Annotated in this window: 12 protein-coding genes and 1 pseudogene; 6 read left to right on the plus strand and 7 right to left on the minus strand. The window is 38.6% G+C overall.

Translation table 11 applies throughout. From position 1 onward, the window contains the following. The first annotated feature begins 7 nt into the window (after window positions 1-7). From DYQ05_RS00135 to DYQ05_RS14255, 3 genes and pseudogenes are all read left to right on the plus strand, one after another. Window positions 8-907, plus strand: a pseudogene (locus DYQ05_RS00135) (hypothetical protein). 10 nt (window positions 908-917) lie between these two features. Then, window positions 918-2,531, plus strand: coding sequence for a hypothetical protein (locus DYQ05_RS00140; protein ID WP_206183612.1), 1,614 nt, complete (start codon window positions 918-920; stop codon window positions 2,529-2,531). Window positions 2,532-2,732: 201 nt separating this feature from the next. Further along, window positions 2,733-2,855 (plus strand): hypothetical protein, encoded by a 123-nt coding sequence (locus tag DYQ05_RS14255; RefSeq protein ID WP_290121710.1) that lies wholly within the window; start codon window positions 2,733-2,735, stop codon window positions 2,853-2,855. 91 nt (window positions 2,856-2,946) lie between these two features. Here DYQ05_RS14255 and DYQ05_RS00145 read toward each other — a convergent pair whose 3' ends face one another. Further along, window positions 2,947-4,206 (minus strand): OmpA family protein, encoded by a 1,260-nt coding sequence (locus tag DYQ05_RS00145; protein ID WP_194076043.1) that lies wholly within the window; start codon window positions 4,204-4,206, stop codon window positions 2,947-2,949. Window positions 4,207-4,421: 215 nt separating this feature from the next. Between DYQ05_RS00145 and DYQ05_RS00150 the strand changes: the two genes are divergently transcribed. Both DYQ05_RS00150 and DYQ05_RS00155 read left to right on the plus strand, forming a co-directional pair. Beyond that, on the plus strand, window positions 4,422-6,686 hold the full coding sequence (locus tag DYQ05_RS00150; protein ID WP_024466688.1) for a methyl-accepting chemotaxis protein: 2,265 nt from the start codon (window positions 4,422-4,424) through the stop codon (window positions 6,684-6,686). A 43-nt stretch (window positions 6,687-6,729) separates the two neighbouring features. Continuing rightward, window positions 6,730-7,953, plus strand: a complete 1,224-nt coding sequence (locus tag DYQ05_RS00155) for a M20 family metallo-hydrolase (RefSeq protein ID WP_206183613.1) — start codon at window positions 6,730-6,732, stop codon at window positions 7,951-7,953. 27 nt (window positions 7,954-7,980) lie between these two features. Here DYQ05_RS00155 and DYQ05_RS00160 read toward each other — a convergent pair whose 3' ends face one another. The 4 genes from DYQ05_RS00160 to DYQ05_RS00175 form a co-directional block, all read right to left on the minus strand. Continuing rightward, a complete protein-coding gene (locus DYQ05_RS00160; RefSeq protein ID WP_024468961.1) occupies window positions 7,981-8,706 on the minus strand; it encodes a pseudouridine synthase in 726 nt (241 codons plus the stop codon). A 6-nt stretch (window positions 8,707-8,712) separates the two neighbouring features. Then, window positions 8,713-9,264, minus strand: a complete 552-nt coding sequence (gene scpB, locus DYQ05_RS00165) for an SMC-Scp complex subunit ScpB (protein ID WP_020963840.1) — start codon at window positions 9,262-9,264, stop codon at window positions 8,713-8,715. Then, window positions 9,248-10,006, minus strand: a complete 759-nt coding sequence (locus tag DYQ05_RS00170; RefSeq protein WP_024468962.1) for a segregation and condensation protein A — start codon at window positions 10,004-10,006, stop codon at window positions 9,248-9,250. Before DYQ05_RS00170 ends, scpB begins: the two co-directional genes overlap by 17 nt. Window positions 10,007-10,083: 77 nt before the next feature. After that, the gene (locus tag DYQ05_RS00175; protein ID WP_152513032.1) at window positions 10,084-10,308 is read right to left on the minus strand and encodes a hypothetical protein; all 225 of its coding nucleotides are present in this window, start codon (window positions 10,306-10,308) and stop codon (window positions 10,084-10,086) included. A 143-nt stretch (window positions 10,309-10,451) separates the two neighbouring features. Between DYQ05_RS00175 and DYQ05_RS00180 the strand changes: the two genes are divergently transcribed. Beyond that, window positions 10,452-12,011, plus strand: coding sequence for a hypothetical protein (locus DYQ05_RS00180; RefSeq protein ID WP_024468963.1), 1,560 nt, complete (start codon window positions 10,452-10,454; stop codon window positions 12,009-12,011). A 130-nt stretch (window positions 12,012-12,141) separates the two neighbouring features. Here DYQ05_RS00180 and DYQ05_RS00185 read toward each other — a convergent pair whose 3' ends face one another. Both DYQ05_RS00185 and DYQ05_RS00190 read right to left on the minus strand, forming a co-directional pair. Then, window positions 12,142-15,072, minus strand: coding sequence for a putative PEP-binding protein (locus DYQ05_RS00185; RefSeq protein WP_024468964.1), 2,931 nt, complete (start codon window positions 15,070-15,072; stop codon window positions 12,142-12,144). 16 nt (window positions 15,073-15,088) lie between these two features. Then, window positions 15,089-16,138 (minus strand): hypothetical protein, encoded by a 1,050-nt coding sequence (locus DYQ05_RS00190; RefSeq protein WP_206183614.1) that lies wholly within the window; start codon window positions 16,136-16,138, stop codon window positions 15,089-15,091. Window positions 16,139-16,191: the final 53 nt, after the last annotated feature.

The raw sequence follows: 16,191 nt of genomic DNA on the forward strand, positions 1-16,191 counted from the left end.
GGTGTTTATGAAACCGATTAGAAAATTCATTTTTTGGTTATGTTTGTGTTTGTAAGTTTTTCGGCCTTTGCTTTTGAAGAAGGCTTTACTCTGGGGCTGAGAGCTAATTTCTCCGGTTCCTACACCGACCCCCACATAAATGAGGCTGATAAAAATATCTGGGCGCTGATTTTATGCGCGGTATGGTAGGTTTTATTATGAACGGAGAAGCAGAGCTTATTTATATTTTTGATTCAAAAAGATACTTTAATTATACAAATAATAATATCTTCGGAGGGCTTGGACTCGCCTTTAACCTCGGCGTAGGGCAAGGGTTTTCAGGTCAAATTTCGGGAACACAGAATATAACTTTTTCTGCCTCCGGTGGAGGCAGCTATACAAAAGATATTGAGGTATATTGCCGTGTTTATATGACGCCAGTTGTAACTTTCGGAACAACGGTTAAGGCCTTGCTTTTAAAAAATAGGCTTGTCGTCGGATTGGGCATTGGCGGCAAGATGTTAGCGGATCCGCAGCCTACTTATGAGTTGTATACCAATTTGACGGATGAGGAAGCTGATATGCTGTATAACAAGGGTAAGGGCCCCGACTTTTTTCCTGAAACTGGCACACTATACATACCGGAATCCATGATGAAAAAAATGAATCCTCTAGGGTTCACTCTAAAAGCCGTAATTGACTATAATATACCGCTGATTTCAACGATGGATGTTGTTATGGGATCATATGCCTCTTATACCATTTATAAGCCCAATATGTTTCTTTACCGAAAAAAATTGCAAAAGCAGCTATAGAAAACGGAAAATTAAAAGGTATAGATGTCAATTTTGAACGGGACCCTATAAAGTCTTTTTTTATGAATAGTCTTGATTTCGGTATAAGTCTAGGACTATTATTTAAAATTTAAGGAGAAGTTTATGAAAAGAGAAAAATTATTTGTTTTAAGTTTACTTATTTTTACGGCTGCTTATATATGTTTTTCGTGCCAGCCGGCCTTGGGTGCTTCGTGGTACAAACGTTCATTATCGCAAGGAACAGAAAACGGCACACAGCCGCCGATAGATGATGGAGACGAGGAAGAGCCTCAGCAACCTGAAAACCCGAGCGGTTATACGGAAGTCAAACCTTTTGAATACTTTAACGAAAATTATATATACCCTGCCTCTAAGTTTGACGAATGGGTATTATATATGACGGATATAACGTCTACGAATATAGCCTCTTATAAATTTGAACCTGTTACCCCTTGGACTGACAATGGCAGCGGTGAATATGAATATATAGGCAGAGACGGTAAGGGAAAAGTTATAGGGGAAGGGCAGCAAAACAAAACATGGGATTTAAAATACTATATGTATAAAACCCGGAAAGATCGCTGGGCAAAATCCAATCATTTTGATCCTAACCTTGACAGCGAAGAAGCGGAAAAACAAAAGCGGTTTTACTTTTACCGTTTTACGGGAAAAGCAGCGGCCGGTACCAATTTGGATAATTCGACATTCTGTGTTGATACATACTCGAAATTCCTCTTTTTTTACAGCGAACCTGCAACTAAAAAAGTAATTTTCGGTAATACAATTCCTTCGGATTGGAGAGATTACGAAGCGGAATCGAGCGGTACGCATACAAAGCGGGATAAAAAATTTTACGAATATGACCCCGTTGGCTTCGTACGGGAAGACGGTTCTGTTGTTATTTACAACTGGTTTAAGGCGAAGATTGTTGACAGCAACTACAGCCCTTCGATGAAAGAAAGGTATAAATATGTTGCAAAAGCGGGTAAATCGGGAGAAAAAGGCCGCGCAGGGCATTCGCCGTATAAATATGAAAAACTAAAGATTTACGGCTCTGAAGAAGATGACAACAGTTCCAATCCAATTGTATGGCTGCGGGCAAAAAGTTTTAAAAACAGCACGATGGCGGGTTTAAAATGGACAACATGGCTTTTCAAGTGGAGTTCTGCCCCTGCGGATCCTCTTTTTTCTTACTCTTTAAAAGGGGAGCTTTCATATACACAAAATGAAACACCGGTAAATAAGACAATCGAGTTTGTTCAAAAAAACAACGGCAGTAATTCGGGTAGTGCAAAGGATTTTCACGCCATAAAAACAGGAGTAGAAATATTTTTTGATTCTTCAAAATTTTTTCAGCAGGAAATACCAGCCGACAGTAAGGGTCAAAAGCTTTCGTTTGATATGCAGATTGTAAAATCGAATAGGAAAGGAGCTGCAGGGTCTGAAAACACACTTTCCGAGCCGTTTTTCCTTTATGAATTCAGTAATCCCATTGATATAACGTATGATAAGGATACCAAAACATGGAAATGTCCTGCAGTAACCGATAAAGAAATCATTTCGGATGGTCCCGATCAGCCTGTTGTCAAGATGTCGTACCCCGCTTTTGAATTAAAACGGGGACAGATGAAAGATTTTGTCATTACTTTGAACAGTGCAAAGAAAGAAACTCACTCAGGCTGGGATATGGCTTCGGAAGGGGAGATTGAGGTAATTTATACAATAGGGTTTAATTAAAGGCGTTTCTTGCTTAGGCAGCAATTTAGTCAAAAATTATATGGAATCGACCGACTTTTCTCTTTTGTCCATTTAGGCAGATACAATAAATTATCTTGTGTTACGCCCAATACGTGGAAATAACGTTTTCGCTTTTTTCATCTTCCTTGACTTTATAGACGCAATCACATATACTTTAAGCCGCTTAAGGAGGAAACATCTATGCAGACATTGAAAGGGATTGTGCATGGGAACACGATCGTTATTGAAGCGGCTGTTGCCGAAGAGTATCAGGGTAAAACCGTCTCCGTAACCATCGTTGATGATGAGGCCGAAAAAAAATGAAAAATATACGGACATAAATCTTGATATTTTTGTAAAGCAGACTGAACGGGGTAAAAATACTGATATCGACATTATCGTTAAAACTTAACTCTTATTGTTTTAAAATAGTAATTTCAACGCGGCGGTTTTTCGCCATATTTTCAGGAGAATTATTCGGAACGACTGGCCTTCTTCCGCCGAATCCGCGCGTATATACATGCTCTCTACTTTGCACGCCAAGTTCTATCAAATAATTTGCAACGGCGGCGGCGCGTTCTTCCGAAAGCGTTTGACGAGCTTCAGCAGTGCCTGCAAGAGCAGTATGTCCGGAAATAAGAAATTCTCTATCTTTAAACGGGATTAAAATTTCGGCAATTTTCTTTAACTTTTCTTTTTCGGAATCAAGTAAAATTGCGGAATCGGGTAAAAAATTTATTTTTTCCAAACTGATTGTAAGACCTTCTTCGGTTTGTTTTACTTCCGTATTTTCCAAATTTAAATCTTTTATGTTTTTTTTAAATTCTTCTTCCGCCGTAATATCCGGCTTTTTTGTTTCAATTACTTCGGCATGAGCCGTTCCGATAAAATCCAAAACATAACCTGAAAGTAAAACCAGCTTTATCTCAAATTCTTCATCATAACAAAAAAGGTTTCCCTTTTCCTCGTCCCAATATAAATTTTGCTTGGAGCTTCCGAAAGTTTTAATCGGAATATCAACCTCTCCCTTATATTTTTGCAGTACTTCTTTAGGCACGCTGTAATTTAAATTATACCGGGCACTAATGCGGCGGTAGGTTTTTCCCTTTATTTCCGCAAAACCCTCATATCGGTATTCAACTTCAAACGGAACGGCAAACGGTTTTTCAATGCCGAAAGCGTCACGGAAATCGTGAACCTCATGACCCCTGCTTTTCCAGGTTTCAAGAGGTTTAACGGCTTTTTCCGGAAAAATGGGAACGTCCCGAACTACAGGCATAAAATATTTATCCTCTATAGTGTAAACGCCCAATTCATCTCTCCGGAAAACGGAAGGATACGCCCTGTTCCAACTGAAGGTTTTATTCGAATTTTGTTCGCTCGTCATAAACTCGCATGAAAAAAGAGCGGAGGCTAGGCTATTCCCGCTTGCCTGCTGCACATCCGAAACTTCTACCGTTATTCTGTTTATAATTTGAGCTTGATGATGAAAACGTCCGTTAGCATAAACTTTTTCATCGACTACGGAATGGATTTTATAAGCATCGCCTTTATTAAATTTAAAACGGAATAAAAATTCCGAGCCCTCTTCCGTCTGAGCTTGCAAAGCTGAAAGAGATATACAGAAAATAAGAATACGGAAAAGTTTCCGCTTTTTTAACAGCGATAAATTCACATTCTCTTATCGGCCGATTTAAGTAAAAACTTTAATATGACTTTAACAGTCCACAAATTCGGGGAATTTTAGAGATATCTTATATTTTTCATTAAATGACAATAGTAATTTTATTTTATTTATGCTATACTTTACATCGGATAAGCTGAGTAAATTCGTAACAAGCATTTAAAATGCCGAACCGCTCAACTTAAAGTATAAAAGGAAGTATAATTATGAAATGTTTAAAAATACTGATAAGTGCAAGTTTTATTTTAACCTTGTCTGTTTCAGCCTTTTCTTATGAAGTAAAAAAAGGAGTGTTGGATATAAGAGCCAACGATTTTACCGAAACGGTATTTCTTACGGTAAAAGGAGAATTCGGATTTTTTAATGAAAAATTTGTTTTTTCAAAAGAAGATATAGATAAGACCGATGTTTTTATACCGTGTCCGAAAGAATGGAGTACGGTAACATTATCGGACGGAACACAGCTTTCGAGATTCGGCTTCGGAACATATACTCTGAAAATTTTGCTTCCGGCATCGCATCCTGAACTTACTTTAAAAATTCCCGGCCCTCTTTCGGCATGGGTATTTTTTGCGGACGGAGAAAAAACGGCGGAATCCGGCAAGACAGGAATTTCCAAGGAAACTTCATCACCCGGGCTTGGAAATATTATATACAATATACCGGAAAATGCCGAGGAAGTTTACATAGCCGTTCAAGTTTCAAACTTTTTCCATTCGCGCGGAGGAATATACCATTCCATAGAATTAAGTTCTGCAAAATATTTTAAAAGAGTAAATACCTTTAAGCAGTTTATAGACGTTTTTGTTTTCGGTTTCGGCATAGCCATTATTTTATACCACATTGCATTATTTATATTTCAAACAAAAAATAAAAGTCTTTGTCTTTTTGTATGTTTCAGCTTATTGGTAGTAATAAGGAACGCGGTAAACGGTACGGTTTTCGACTATGTTTTCGGAAATGATATGTGGGCTTTCGCAACAAAACTGGATTATCTTACATTTTCGTTGTTAGGTTTTTCCATATTTGCATATTTTAAATCTATGTATAGAAAAGATATACACGGTATTGTATACAAAATGATTATGGCGGAATCCTTAGCTTATGCCTTATTGATTACAGTTACACCGCCTACAATATACGGAAGACTTATTACAGTGCACCAAATAGTTTTATTGTTGGAAGCACTGTATGCTTTTTACTTTATTATAATCCTGCTTGTAAAAAAACGCGTAGGAAGCGCTCCGATATTTACTGGAGTTATGTTTTTGGTTATTACAACTATAAACGACGTTTTGTACAGTATGATGCATTCATCTGTCGGGAATATCCTGCCCTTCGGTTTCGCCGGATTTTTATTTGCTCAAGCATTTTGTATTGCATGGAAAAATTATCTGGACGGCAAACAAGCTAAAAAGGTCAGCAAAGAACTTTTAGAATCTTATAAAGAAAAAGATACTATCTTTGCGGAAATAAAAAATACCGGGAACGAATTAAAACATAACGAAGCCGTTCTTTCTCAAAATATGGATACGGCGGAAGAAGCTATGAATAAACTTTCAAAATATGCCGAATCGGTTAAATCCGAAATTTCCGTTCAAAATAATGAATTGCACGGCACACAGGAAGCGACGAGTTCCCTAAATTTATTTTTAGATAATATAAGCTCAGGAATTGAAAGACAATCCGAGGCGGCGGAAAATACCGTTATGCAAATCAACGAGTTAAATAACGCAACGGACGAATTGTATAAAAAGTTTGAATTGATAAACGAAAATTTCTCGCATATTTCATCGGCCAGTAAAATCGGAAAAGACAATTTGGCAACGGTAACCTCTATAATACAAAATATTTATCACAGTTCGGAAGGCTTGTTGGAAGCCAACGAATTGATAACCACATTTGCGGAGCAAACAAATTTACTTGCAATGAATGCGGCAATTGAAGCCGCTCATGCGGGAGATGCGGGAAAGGGGTTTGCAGTTGTTGCGGATGAAATAAGAAAACTTGCGGAAGGTTCCGCGGCTGAAGCCGAATCGACCGGAAAAATTTTAAATGTAATAAATAAAAACATCAGCGAATCGGCTCAAGCGTCAAACGTCTTGGAAAAAAGTTTCGAAGATATTAACCAAAAACTTTCAGGCTTTCAAACCGTTCTTTCCGATATTTCAAAATTCATTTCCGATGTAAAAATTCAAACCGAAAAAATGAATTCCGTAATGAATTCTTTATTAAACGAATTCGGCAAGGTACAGTCCGAAAAAGAAAACATAGAGCAAACACGCTCGAATATTTACGACAGCTTTAACAGTCTGCTCAATGCAACCGAACAGTTAAATTCGGAAATTTCGGAAATGTTAAACAGTATAGAAACCATGCATAACACCATAGAAAAAACACGCGAACTTGAAGCAAGCACGGGAGAGTCCATTTCCAAACTCGGAATTTTAATAAAGACCGATAAAGATTAAAATGCTTCTTGCAATCTTTATAAGTTTTTGGTACAATTAAGCTATGAGTAACTTTAAGCAAATTACGGACTTTATCGAAAGTAAAAAACTTGAAATGATTGAGCTTGAAAAGCTTTTAACTTCAATCCCTGCGATGGCACCGGAATCCGATGGTGAAGGAGAAATAAAAAAGTGCGAAGCTTTGGAAAAATATTTACGCAGTGCAGGCTTTACCGATTTTAAACGGCTTGACGCTCCCGATTCAAGAGTTCCTTCAGGTATACGCCCCAATTTAATAGTTACAATTAAGGGCAAAAACGATAAAGAAAAACTTTGGATTATGAGTCATCTCGATGTTGTTCCGCCCGGAGATTTAACAAAATGGGAAAGCAATCCTTGGAAGGTAATTGAAAAAGACGGAAAAATTATCGGAAGAGGTGTAGAGGATAATCAGCAGGGACTTGTGTCTTCCGTGTTTGCCGCTTTAAGTTTTATCAAATTGGGAATTATTCCCGAAAGGACTATTAAACTTCTTTTTGTAGCAGATGAAGAAGTGGGCTCTCAATACGGCATTCTTTATCTTCTTAAAAATCATAACCTTTTTACAAAAGATGATTTAATTTTAGTTCCCGACGGAGGAGACCCGGAAGGAAAGCATATAGAAATTGCGGAAAAAACAAGCCTTTGGATTAAGGTAATTACCGAGGGCGTGCAAACTCACGCTTCAATGCCGGATACGGGAAAAAACGCCTTTGTTGCCGCATGCGATTTAGCCTTGCGTTTAAACGACTTGGAAAATTTTTTTAATAAAAAAGATAATCTTTTTTCGCCTGACTATTCCACTTTTCAACCTACAAAAAAAGAAGCGAATGTTCCTAACATAAACACAATTCCGGGAGACGATGTTTTTTATATGGATTGCAGAATTCTTCCTTCGTACGATATGAAAGAAATTTTTGATGAAATGAATAAGCGGGTGCGGGCGGTTGAAAAAAAGTACGGTGTTTCAATTACGCTCGAATACGATGAACCCGAAAGCTCTCCTTCAACTCCTGCCGATTCTAAAGTAGTTCAGATTTTATCTCAGGCCGTGAAAAAAGTTTCGGGAATTGAAACTTCCACAATCGGAATCGGCGGCGGAACCGTTGCCGCTTGCTTAAGAAGTTACGGATTTAATGCCGTTGTCTGGAGCTCGCTTGATGATACATGTCACCAGCCCAACGAATATGCGGTTATAAAAAATATAGTAAACGATGCAAAAGTTATGGCTGTAATGGCGGGCGTATAATTTTTACGGAATAAAGAGAGAGTGAACTTAAGTTTTTATTAAGCCCTGAATTTCCTTTTCGGTAAGCGGACGGTGTTTGCCTGCCGGCAAATCGCCCAACATAACGGGTCCTATCCGCGTACGCTTTAATTTCTTTATTTTGATGTTAAAGAATTTTAAAACGCGGCGTATTTCTCTGTTTTTTCCTTCAATAAGAATTATGCGCATTTCGGTTTTTGAAATTCTTTCGGCGGCAAGAGCCTTATAAAAAACGCCTTCAATGCGTACGCCGCGCAAAAATTTTTCCAAAACGGAATCGGGAAAAGCGAAAAGCGTTATTACTTCATATTCTTTTTCTATCTCGGAAGACGGGTGTTCCACCTTTGCGGAAAAATCTCCGTCGTTTGTAAAAATAATTGCACCGCCTGAAAGCATATCCAATCTTCCGATATTGTAAAGTCTCTCGGAATATTCATCTTTTAAAAGAGACGCCGCAATAGGTCTGCCTTTTTCATCTGCAAGAGTGCAAACATAACCTTCAGGCTTATTTAAGAGAACATAGCGTTTTTCTTTTTCCAAAAAAACCTGTTTACCGTCAACGCAGATAAGTTCGCTGCCTAAAACCTTTGTTCCAAGTTCGGTAACGATTTTTCCGTCAATACTGACTCTCCCGTTTAAGATAAATTGCTCGGCGGAACGCCTTGAAGCGACGCCGCAATGTGCAAGATATACTTGCAGTCTGATTTTTTTTTCTTCGTTACATTCGTTTTGCATATTTGATTATCTTGCAAGCTCAAAGCGTTCGCTTTCGGTTTCGTCGAGTTTCGGTAAATCCGAAATACTGTTAAGTTTAAATACTTTTAAAAATTCTTTTGTTGTACCGAACATAATCGGTTTTCCGGGAATGTCTTTTTTTCCAACTTCTTTAATTAAATCTTTTTCAATTAAAAGCCTAATCATATTATCGGCGGAAACACCCCGAATGGCTTCTATTTCGGCTCTGGTTACAGGCTGAGAATATGCAATAATGGAAAGGGTTTCCATAGCGGCACGCGAAAGTTTTCCTTCGTTTTTTTTACCGTATCTGTCTTTTAAATGTTCCCATAATTCCTTTTTAGGCATAATAACCCAGCCGCCCATCATCTTGGTTAATTCGATTCCGCTTTGCGGCGACGAATAATCTTCCTGTAAGGCGGAAATACAGGCGGTAATTATTTCAGGTGAAAGGCCTGAAATTTTACAAAGGGATTCATCGGTAAGGGGCTCTCCTTCCAAGTATAAGATTGCTTCGACTAAGGCCGTTTCTTTTTCCAAATTATATTCCTGTACCATTTTCCTGCTCCCACGCCTTTATTTTTATGTCTCCGAACATTCTGTTTTGCCAAATACTTGCCATTTTAAATTTTACCGCTTCTAAAATTGCCATAAATGCACAAACTACGTCCAAGAGGTTCCCCTTACGGATAATCAAATCGGTAAACAAACACTCTCCTTTTTTTTCCAAAAGTTCGTTCATTAAGGTAATTTTTTCATTTACGGAAACTTCTTCATATAAGTCAAGAATATGCTCGGTTTTATAACTGGACATAAGCTGCGAAAATGTTTTTAAAAGTTCCCATGTGTCAAGCCTTTCCCAAAGTTCGTCTTCGTTAAAGGGAAGAGCCGTTTGAATTTTTTTCCGCTCAAAATACCACTCGGCATCGTTTTCCTGTTCTTCCATAAGCTCGGAAAGTTTTTTATATTTTTGATATTCGATTAATTTATCTACGAGCTCGGTTCTGGGGTCTTCAATATCGCCTTCATCAAGCTCCACTTCAACCGGTAAAAGCATTCTGCTTTTTATGTAAAGTAAGTTAGCCGCCATTGAGTAAAATTCCACAAGGTTATCCAAATCGGGCGAAACGGCATAATCCAAGTATTGCAGATATTGCTCCGTAATATCCGAAATGGGAATATCGTAAATATTAACTTCATTTTTGTTTATTAAAAAAAGGAGAAGATCAAGCGGCCCTTCAAAATTATTTACTTTAAATTCCGTATTTGAAACTTCCGCAACCTGTGTGTTATCGTTCATGCAAACCCCTCTTATAAAATTCGGCAGATTGTAGGAAAACTTAAGGCCGGTTAAAACATAAAACCTGGGTCGTGCCGCTATTCACCGGGATTACAGACCTTACAAGGTTTATAGCCTTTTTCCTTTGCAACTTTTATTGTAAGCTCGGTAATTTTTTTTGACCTTTGTATGGTTTTGCAAGTTTTATAATGGTATTTTTTTCCGTTTCCCGCTATATATACTTTTTTTGACGCACCGGCACCAAAAAGACTTAAAAGAGCGGCAAATAAAAAAACAAACATCGCAGTTTTTCGTTTATTCATGGCAGGGTAAGAGTATCATAAAAAATAAAAATAGGCAAGCGGAAAAATTTTTACTTATAGCATTGCGTATAAAAACTGCTTGACAAAGCCTTTTTTTATTCTTATTATACTTCAACTACAAAACATTGGGAGAACCTTGATTTATGAACAAAAACAACAAAAATCCTTGCAGTTTAAACGGTTTAAAGTTCGGATTTGCCGAACATTTTTCTTCAGGCGATATTGAAGCGTTTTTCGGCGTTTTTGCGGACGTATTTTCAAAAATTTCGGTTATTATCGGAGTATTGCTTTTCGGTGAAAAAATGCCCAAGGAATTGGTTTTAGGCCGTATCTTGCCCGGTATCGCGGCAGGCTCTATTTTAGGCTGCTTAATATATTTTTGGGAAGCTCATAAGCTGGGTATAAAAGAAAACAGGAAGGACGTTACGGCATTACCTTTCGGTGTAAGCTCTACACATGTGTTTACATGGCTTTTTATTATTATCGTACCGGTATATAGGCAAACCGGTGATGCATACTTTGCATGGCAGGTAGGACTTGCAAGCTGTTTTTGCGGAGGCTTTGTAGAAATTGCAGGAGGTTTTATTGCACGCCCCATTAAAAAGTTTTTACCGCAAGCGGCATTGCTTTCCAATATGGCGGCGGCTTCTTTAATTTGGCTCAGTTTTAACAGTATGACGGCAATATTCAGTAAGCCCCTTATTGCCGTACTGCCCTTGTTTATGGCTTTTTTAACGCTTTCATGGCATAAAAATTTTATCAGGTTTATTCCCAATTCGGCTTTAATTTTTCTTGCAGGTTCGTTGGCCGCATGGTTAAGCGGAGTTTCCGGAGCGGCTCAAGTGCAGGAAGCGGTAAACGATACAGGTCTTTATTTACCTTCATTGTATATAAAAGATATTTTTTTAGGTCTTAACCGCATTACACCTTATTTATCTACAATAATTCCCTTGCAAATTGCAAACTTTTTAGTAACTATGCAAGCCGTCGAAAGTGCGGAAACTGTCGGCGATGCCTTTAATATGCGTGAAACTATGATAAAAGACGGAATAACTTCAATTGTTTCGGCCCTGTTCGGCAGTCCCTTTCCCACTACCGTATATTACGGGCATACAGGCTGGAAACGGAGCGGTGCGCGAAGCGGGTATATGCTGCTTCTTATCCTTCCGTATACGGCAATGTTTTTCGGAGCTTCTTTATTATTATCCGCCGTAATCCCCTTTGAAGTAATTATGGTTTTTCTTTTAACCGTAGGAATAACCGTAGCTATGAAAGTACAAAACGATTTACCGCACGATTACAGTGCCGTAATATACGTATCTCTTTTTCCGATTATGGCGCAATACATAACCTCGCTGCTTGACAGTGTTTTACATTTTTTTAACAGCTCCATATTTTCTTACGGATTGGAAAAATTTGATGCGGGAGGGACTGCAATACGAGGTTTATTTTATTTATCAAACGGAGCCTTTGCCTCAAGTTTTATGTACAGCGTTTGGATTGCATATATTCTTCAAAAAAACTATCTGCGCGCGGCAACGGCGGCGTTTTTATTAGCGGTGCTGTCTTCGGTAGGATTTATTCATCAGCCGAGTTTATCATGGTTGCCTAAGGATAATATAAAATTCGTTTCGGTATATTTACTGATAGGAATCTTTTGTTTTATTCTTTATAAGAAAAATAAATCCGAAATACCGTTATAAAAAATAAACCCTACAGGGGATTTACAAGCCCTGCATATTAGAACGGGCACAGGACGTCTAAATGAGCGGTTCATTTTAATAAAAAAGCCTCTAAAATAAATTTTAGAGGCTTTAGGTATTTGTTTACCGTTTACTTCTTTTTTGCACCCTTGCCCTTGGCGGGAGCCGCTTTTTTAACCTTGGCTTCAGCAGGTTTTTTTGAGGCGGACTTTTTTAAAGCCGGTTTTTTAACCGTTTCTTTTTTAGGGCTTCCTTTTTTTACAGCCGATTGTTTGGCGGCCGGTTTTCCTCCCGAAGTCTTTTTAGGAGCGGCTTTTTTTACGCCGGATTCAGTCCGTACGGCATTTTTAGGTGCCTGTTGTTTTTTAGCCTTTGCTCCAAAGCTCCTTGATAAAATACGTTTATGCTCCAATTTTCTACCCTCTTTTTCCGCATTTTCAAGTTCAACTTGGGCAATTGAAAGAAGGGCTATAGGAACGGAATAAGAAGAACAGGAAACATAATTTAATCCCGCTTCCATACAAAAACGGACATTCTCGGGTCTGGCTCCATGTTCTCCGCAAAGACCCAAATGCAAATCAGGTCGGGTAAGTTTACCGCGTTGAATTGCAATTTCAATTAAATCTCTTACACGGCTGTCAAGAACTGCAAAGGGGTTTCCGTCGATAAGGTCGTACATTGTATAATCGGGCATAAAGCTGTTAAAATCATCTCGTGAAAGGCCCAATGTGGTTTGAGTTAAATCGTTTGTACCGAAAGAGAAAAATTGTGCATATTTTGCAATCTCATCGGCGCTAAGTGCCGCGGCAGGCAATTCAACCATAGTACCAACCTTGTACTCAAGCTCGCTTCCGCCCATCTTTTTCCGTACTTCTTCGGCAATAGCGGAAATACCGACATAAGAATGACCTTCTATTTTCTTTCCGTAAATAATTTGCTTTAATTCTCTGAAATTCATAATTAAAGGAATCATAATTTCAGGGCGCACATCCACCTTTTCCTTTTTCAGCTTATAAGCCGCTTCAAAAATGGCGCGTACCTGCATTGCATAAATTTCAGGGTAGGTAATGGCAATTCGGCAGCCTCTGTGTCCCAACATCGGATTAATTTCAGAAAGCATATCTATTGCGGATTGTAAATCCTTTTTATTCACTTTTTTCTTTTCCGAAGCGAGATATTTAATAAAGCCGTCAAGCTCCATCTCGTTATGAGGAAGAAATTCGTGCAAGGGGGCGTCCAAAAGACGTATCGTAACTTCTTTTCCGGCCATAGCTTTAAAAATTCCGTAAAAATCTTCCGCTTGGAATTTTTCAAGTTTATTTAAAACCTTTTGCCTTTCATCGGGAGATTCCGCAAGAATCATGCTGCGGAACATATTTATTCTTTTTTCGTTAAAGAACATGTGTTCGGTTCGGCAAAGACCGATACCCTCCGCACCGAAGGCGACTGCAAGCGATGCATCTCTGGGGCTGTCCGCATTTGCTCTAACGTAAAAGTCCGAAACAAAGCCCTTAGCTAAAGAAATAAAGTCCAATAAACCTGAAGTTGTGGGGTCAGGCTCAATTAGCTTGGCTTCTCCGAAGAAAACGGTAGAATCGCCGTAATACGGAACATTAAGAGTAATATAATCTCCTTCGTTAATCGTAACACCGTCAATAATTGCCTTTTTTTGCAAAATCTTCATATCGGGGCGTACGAGCGAAATTTTTCCGTATTGGCGGGCAACTACCGAAGCGTGAGCGGAATATCCGCCTTCGTTTGAAATAACACCTGTAGAAACCTCTATACCTTTTACGTCGCCCGCATAAGTTGCCGGCATACACAAAATACATCTGGTATCTCGGCCTTCCAGTTTGGCAACACGCTGCGCCTCGATAAGAGAATCGGCGGTAAAATAAACCCTTCCTACGGCAGCCCCCGGAGCACCTGCAATTCCGCCTTTAGAAGATTTAAGCCCCTTGGTACTCATAATATCGATTACGGGGTGAAGGATTTCATTTAACTGTCCGGGTTTTACAGTACGTACAACGTATTCCGCATCGACAATTTTTCTGTTGTAAAGGTCAAGTAAAAGCTGAACTAAAGAAATCGTGCTTTTTGCTTCAACCGATTTTTGTTCAATCAGCCAAAGTTTTCCCGCCTCGATTGTAAAGCGGATATTTCTGATTTCTTTACTGTGGTCTTCCAAAAGCCATGCAATTTGCTGTAAACTTTTTAAATATTCAGGCTTAATCGAGTTAATATCCTTACCTTCGGCATTAATTTCATCGAATTTTTCCGCAAAAAATTGCCCTTGTAATTTCTTTTCCCCCGTAACGATGTTTCGGCTAAAGAAAGAACCTGAATAGGAGTCTTTTCCGTAGTTTCCGTAAACCATAGGCTGAATTAAAAGAGCTACATCGTTATCGTTATCTTCTTCCAATTTTAAAAGGCGGCTTATCATACGTACGGCTTCTTCAAGCTGAACTTCCGCATCTTCAAAGAAATTTTTCGGAAGATATTTTGCATATTCGTCCATAATTTTACACGGACTGGAGGTTATTTTGCCGCTCTTTAAGATTTGTTTAATTTCCTTTACAGCCTTATCAAAAACGGCAGCTTCTTTTTCTTTTTTTTCAAATTCCGCAATTTTATAAGCAACCGTTAAAATTCCGTTTAAAAGAAAAAGAGTTTCGTTTGCGGCAAAGGTTTCGCCTACATTTTCCTGAAAACCTATAACGGTATCTTTTGTAAGTCCGAAATTATGCAATGTAGGATAATTGGCAATTACCATATTCGGGGAAACAACCAGCTTTAAAAGAAGAGGATTATTCGCATCTCCGTAATTTTTTTGTACTTCGGTACCGAATTTTTTAAGATACGGAGCAAGTTCGGAATAGATAGGTTCTTCACTTAATTCCTGCATTACGGAAGATTCTATTATAACTCCCGGCAAAATAGGCAGCTTTAACACTGCAAATTCATTTGCCTGCCTGCCGCGTATACCCAGTAAGTTTCTCTCGACATTTGCACCTACGGTTTCTTTACTGTTAAAAAAATGTATATTTTTTGAAAATTTCATTTTTTACTCCTTTTAACTAAAACAAATTTAATACGGTATCGGGAGAACCGTGTAAAAATGCTTCAAACATAGGGCTTGCACCCTGTCTAAAATATTTCGATAACTTTGAAAGGTCGTTAATTTCTTCCGCAGAAATTGCAAATTGAATTGAACTTCCGTGTTTTACCTTTCCCCATTTAAAAAGAGTGTTTATATCTACAATTCTTTCGCCGTCATAAAATATCATAACTTCCGCATCGGGATACTTGGCATTGTAGCTTCTTATAATTCTTTTCCATGCTTCAACGTTTCCGTTATGGAACAATTCGTTTGAAACAGGAACCGAAACAAGCTGGGACATTTTTTTAGGTCCTGTAGAAACTGCCGAAGGCCTTTCAAGATGAGAAGGCACTGAAGATGATTGCTGAACGGAAGCGGGCGTTTGTACGACAGGCGCGGCTCTCTTTCCGGCGGGAGCACGTTTAACCGTTTTTTTGGCGGCAACTTTGCGCTCTTTTACGGGAGCGGCTTTTTTAGGTTCAACATATTTAAACGGCCCCGTCTTCGCTTCCGCGGGAACGGCAGCCTGTTTATTTTCAAATAATTTAAGAATTCCGAAAACAATTGTCTTTGCAAGACTGTCCGACACTTCTCCCTTATCCTGTTTTCCTACATAGATAAGAAGAAGTTCATTTTTTCTAAACCCCTGAATAATTGAAGCGGCTCCCGGGTTTTTGGGATTTATAGCCAAAAAACCCAAATCGGGGTGGTCATAGCCTAACACTATATCAATTCCATTCCATTTCCCGACTTCTTGGGTAAACTTGGAGGCATCTTCCAAAACATATTTTATATTTTCGGATACGACTTTGTAATTCCACTTATCTAAAAGCGAAACCGAAAGAATAGACCTCACCTGTTCCGGTTTAACCGTTTTTTCACGAATCATATTGTTTATTGTATCCGCAAGGTTTTCCGTAGGATTACATTTATCGAGAATTTCGATAACGGACTGAATATGCCTTACGGACATATTAAAGTCGCTTTTTTTAGCAAGCGGTACAAAAAAATTGGATATATTAACCATAACATACTCCTTTGGTTTTAAGAAAAAGCCCCCCGAAACGGGGTGTTTCAGGG

The sequence above is a fragment of the Treponema pedis genome (genome assembly GCF_017161325.1).
In the GTDB taxonomy this organism is placed as follows: Bacteria; Spirochaetota; Spirochaetia; order Treponematales; family Treponemataceae; genus Treponema_B; species Treponema_B pedis.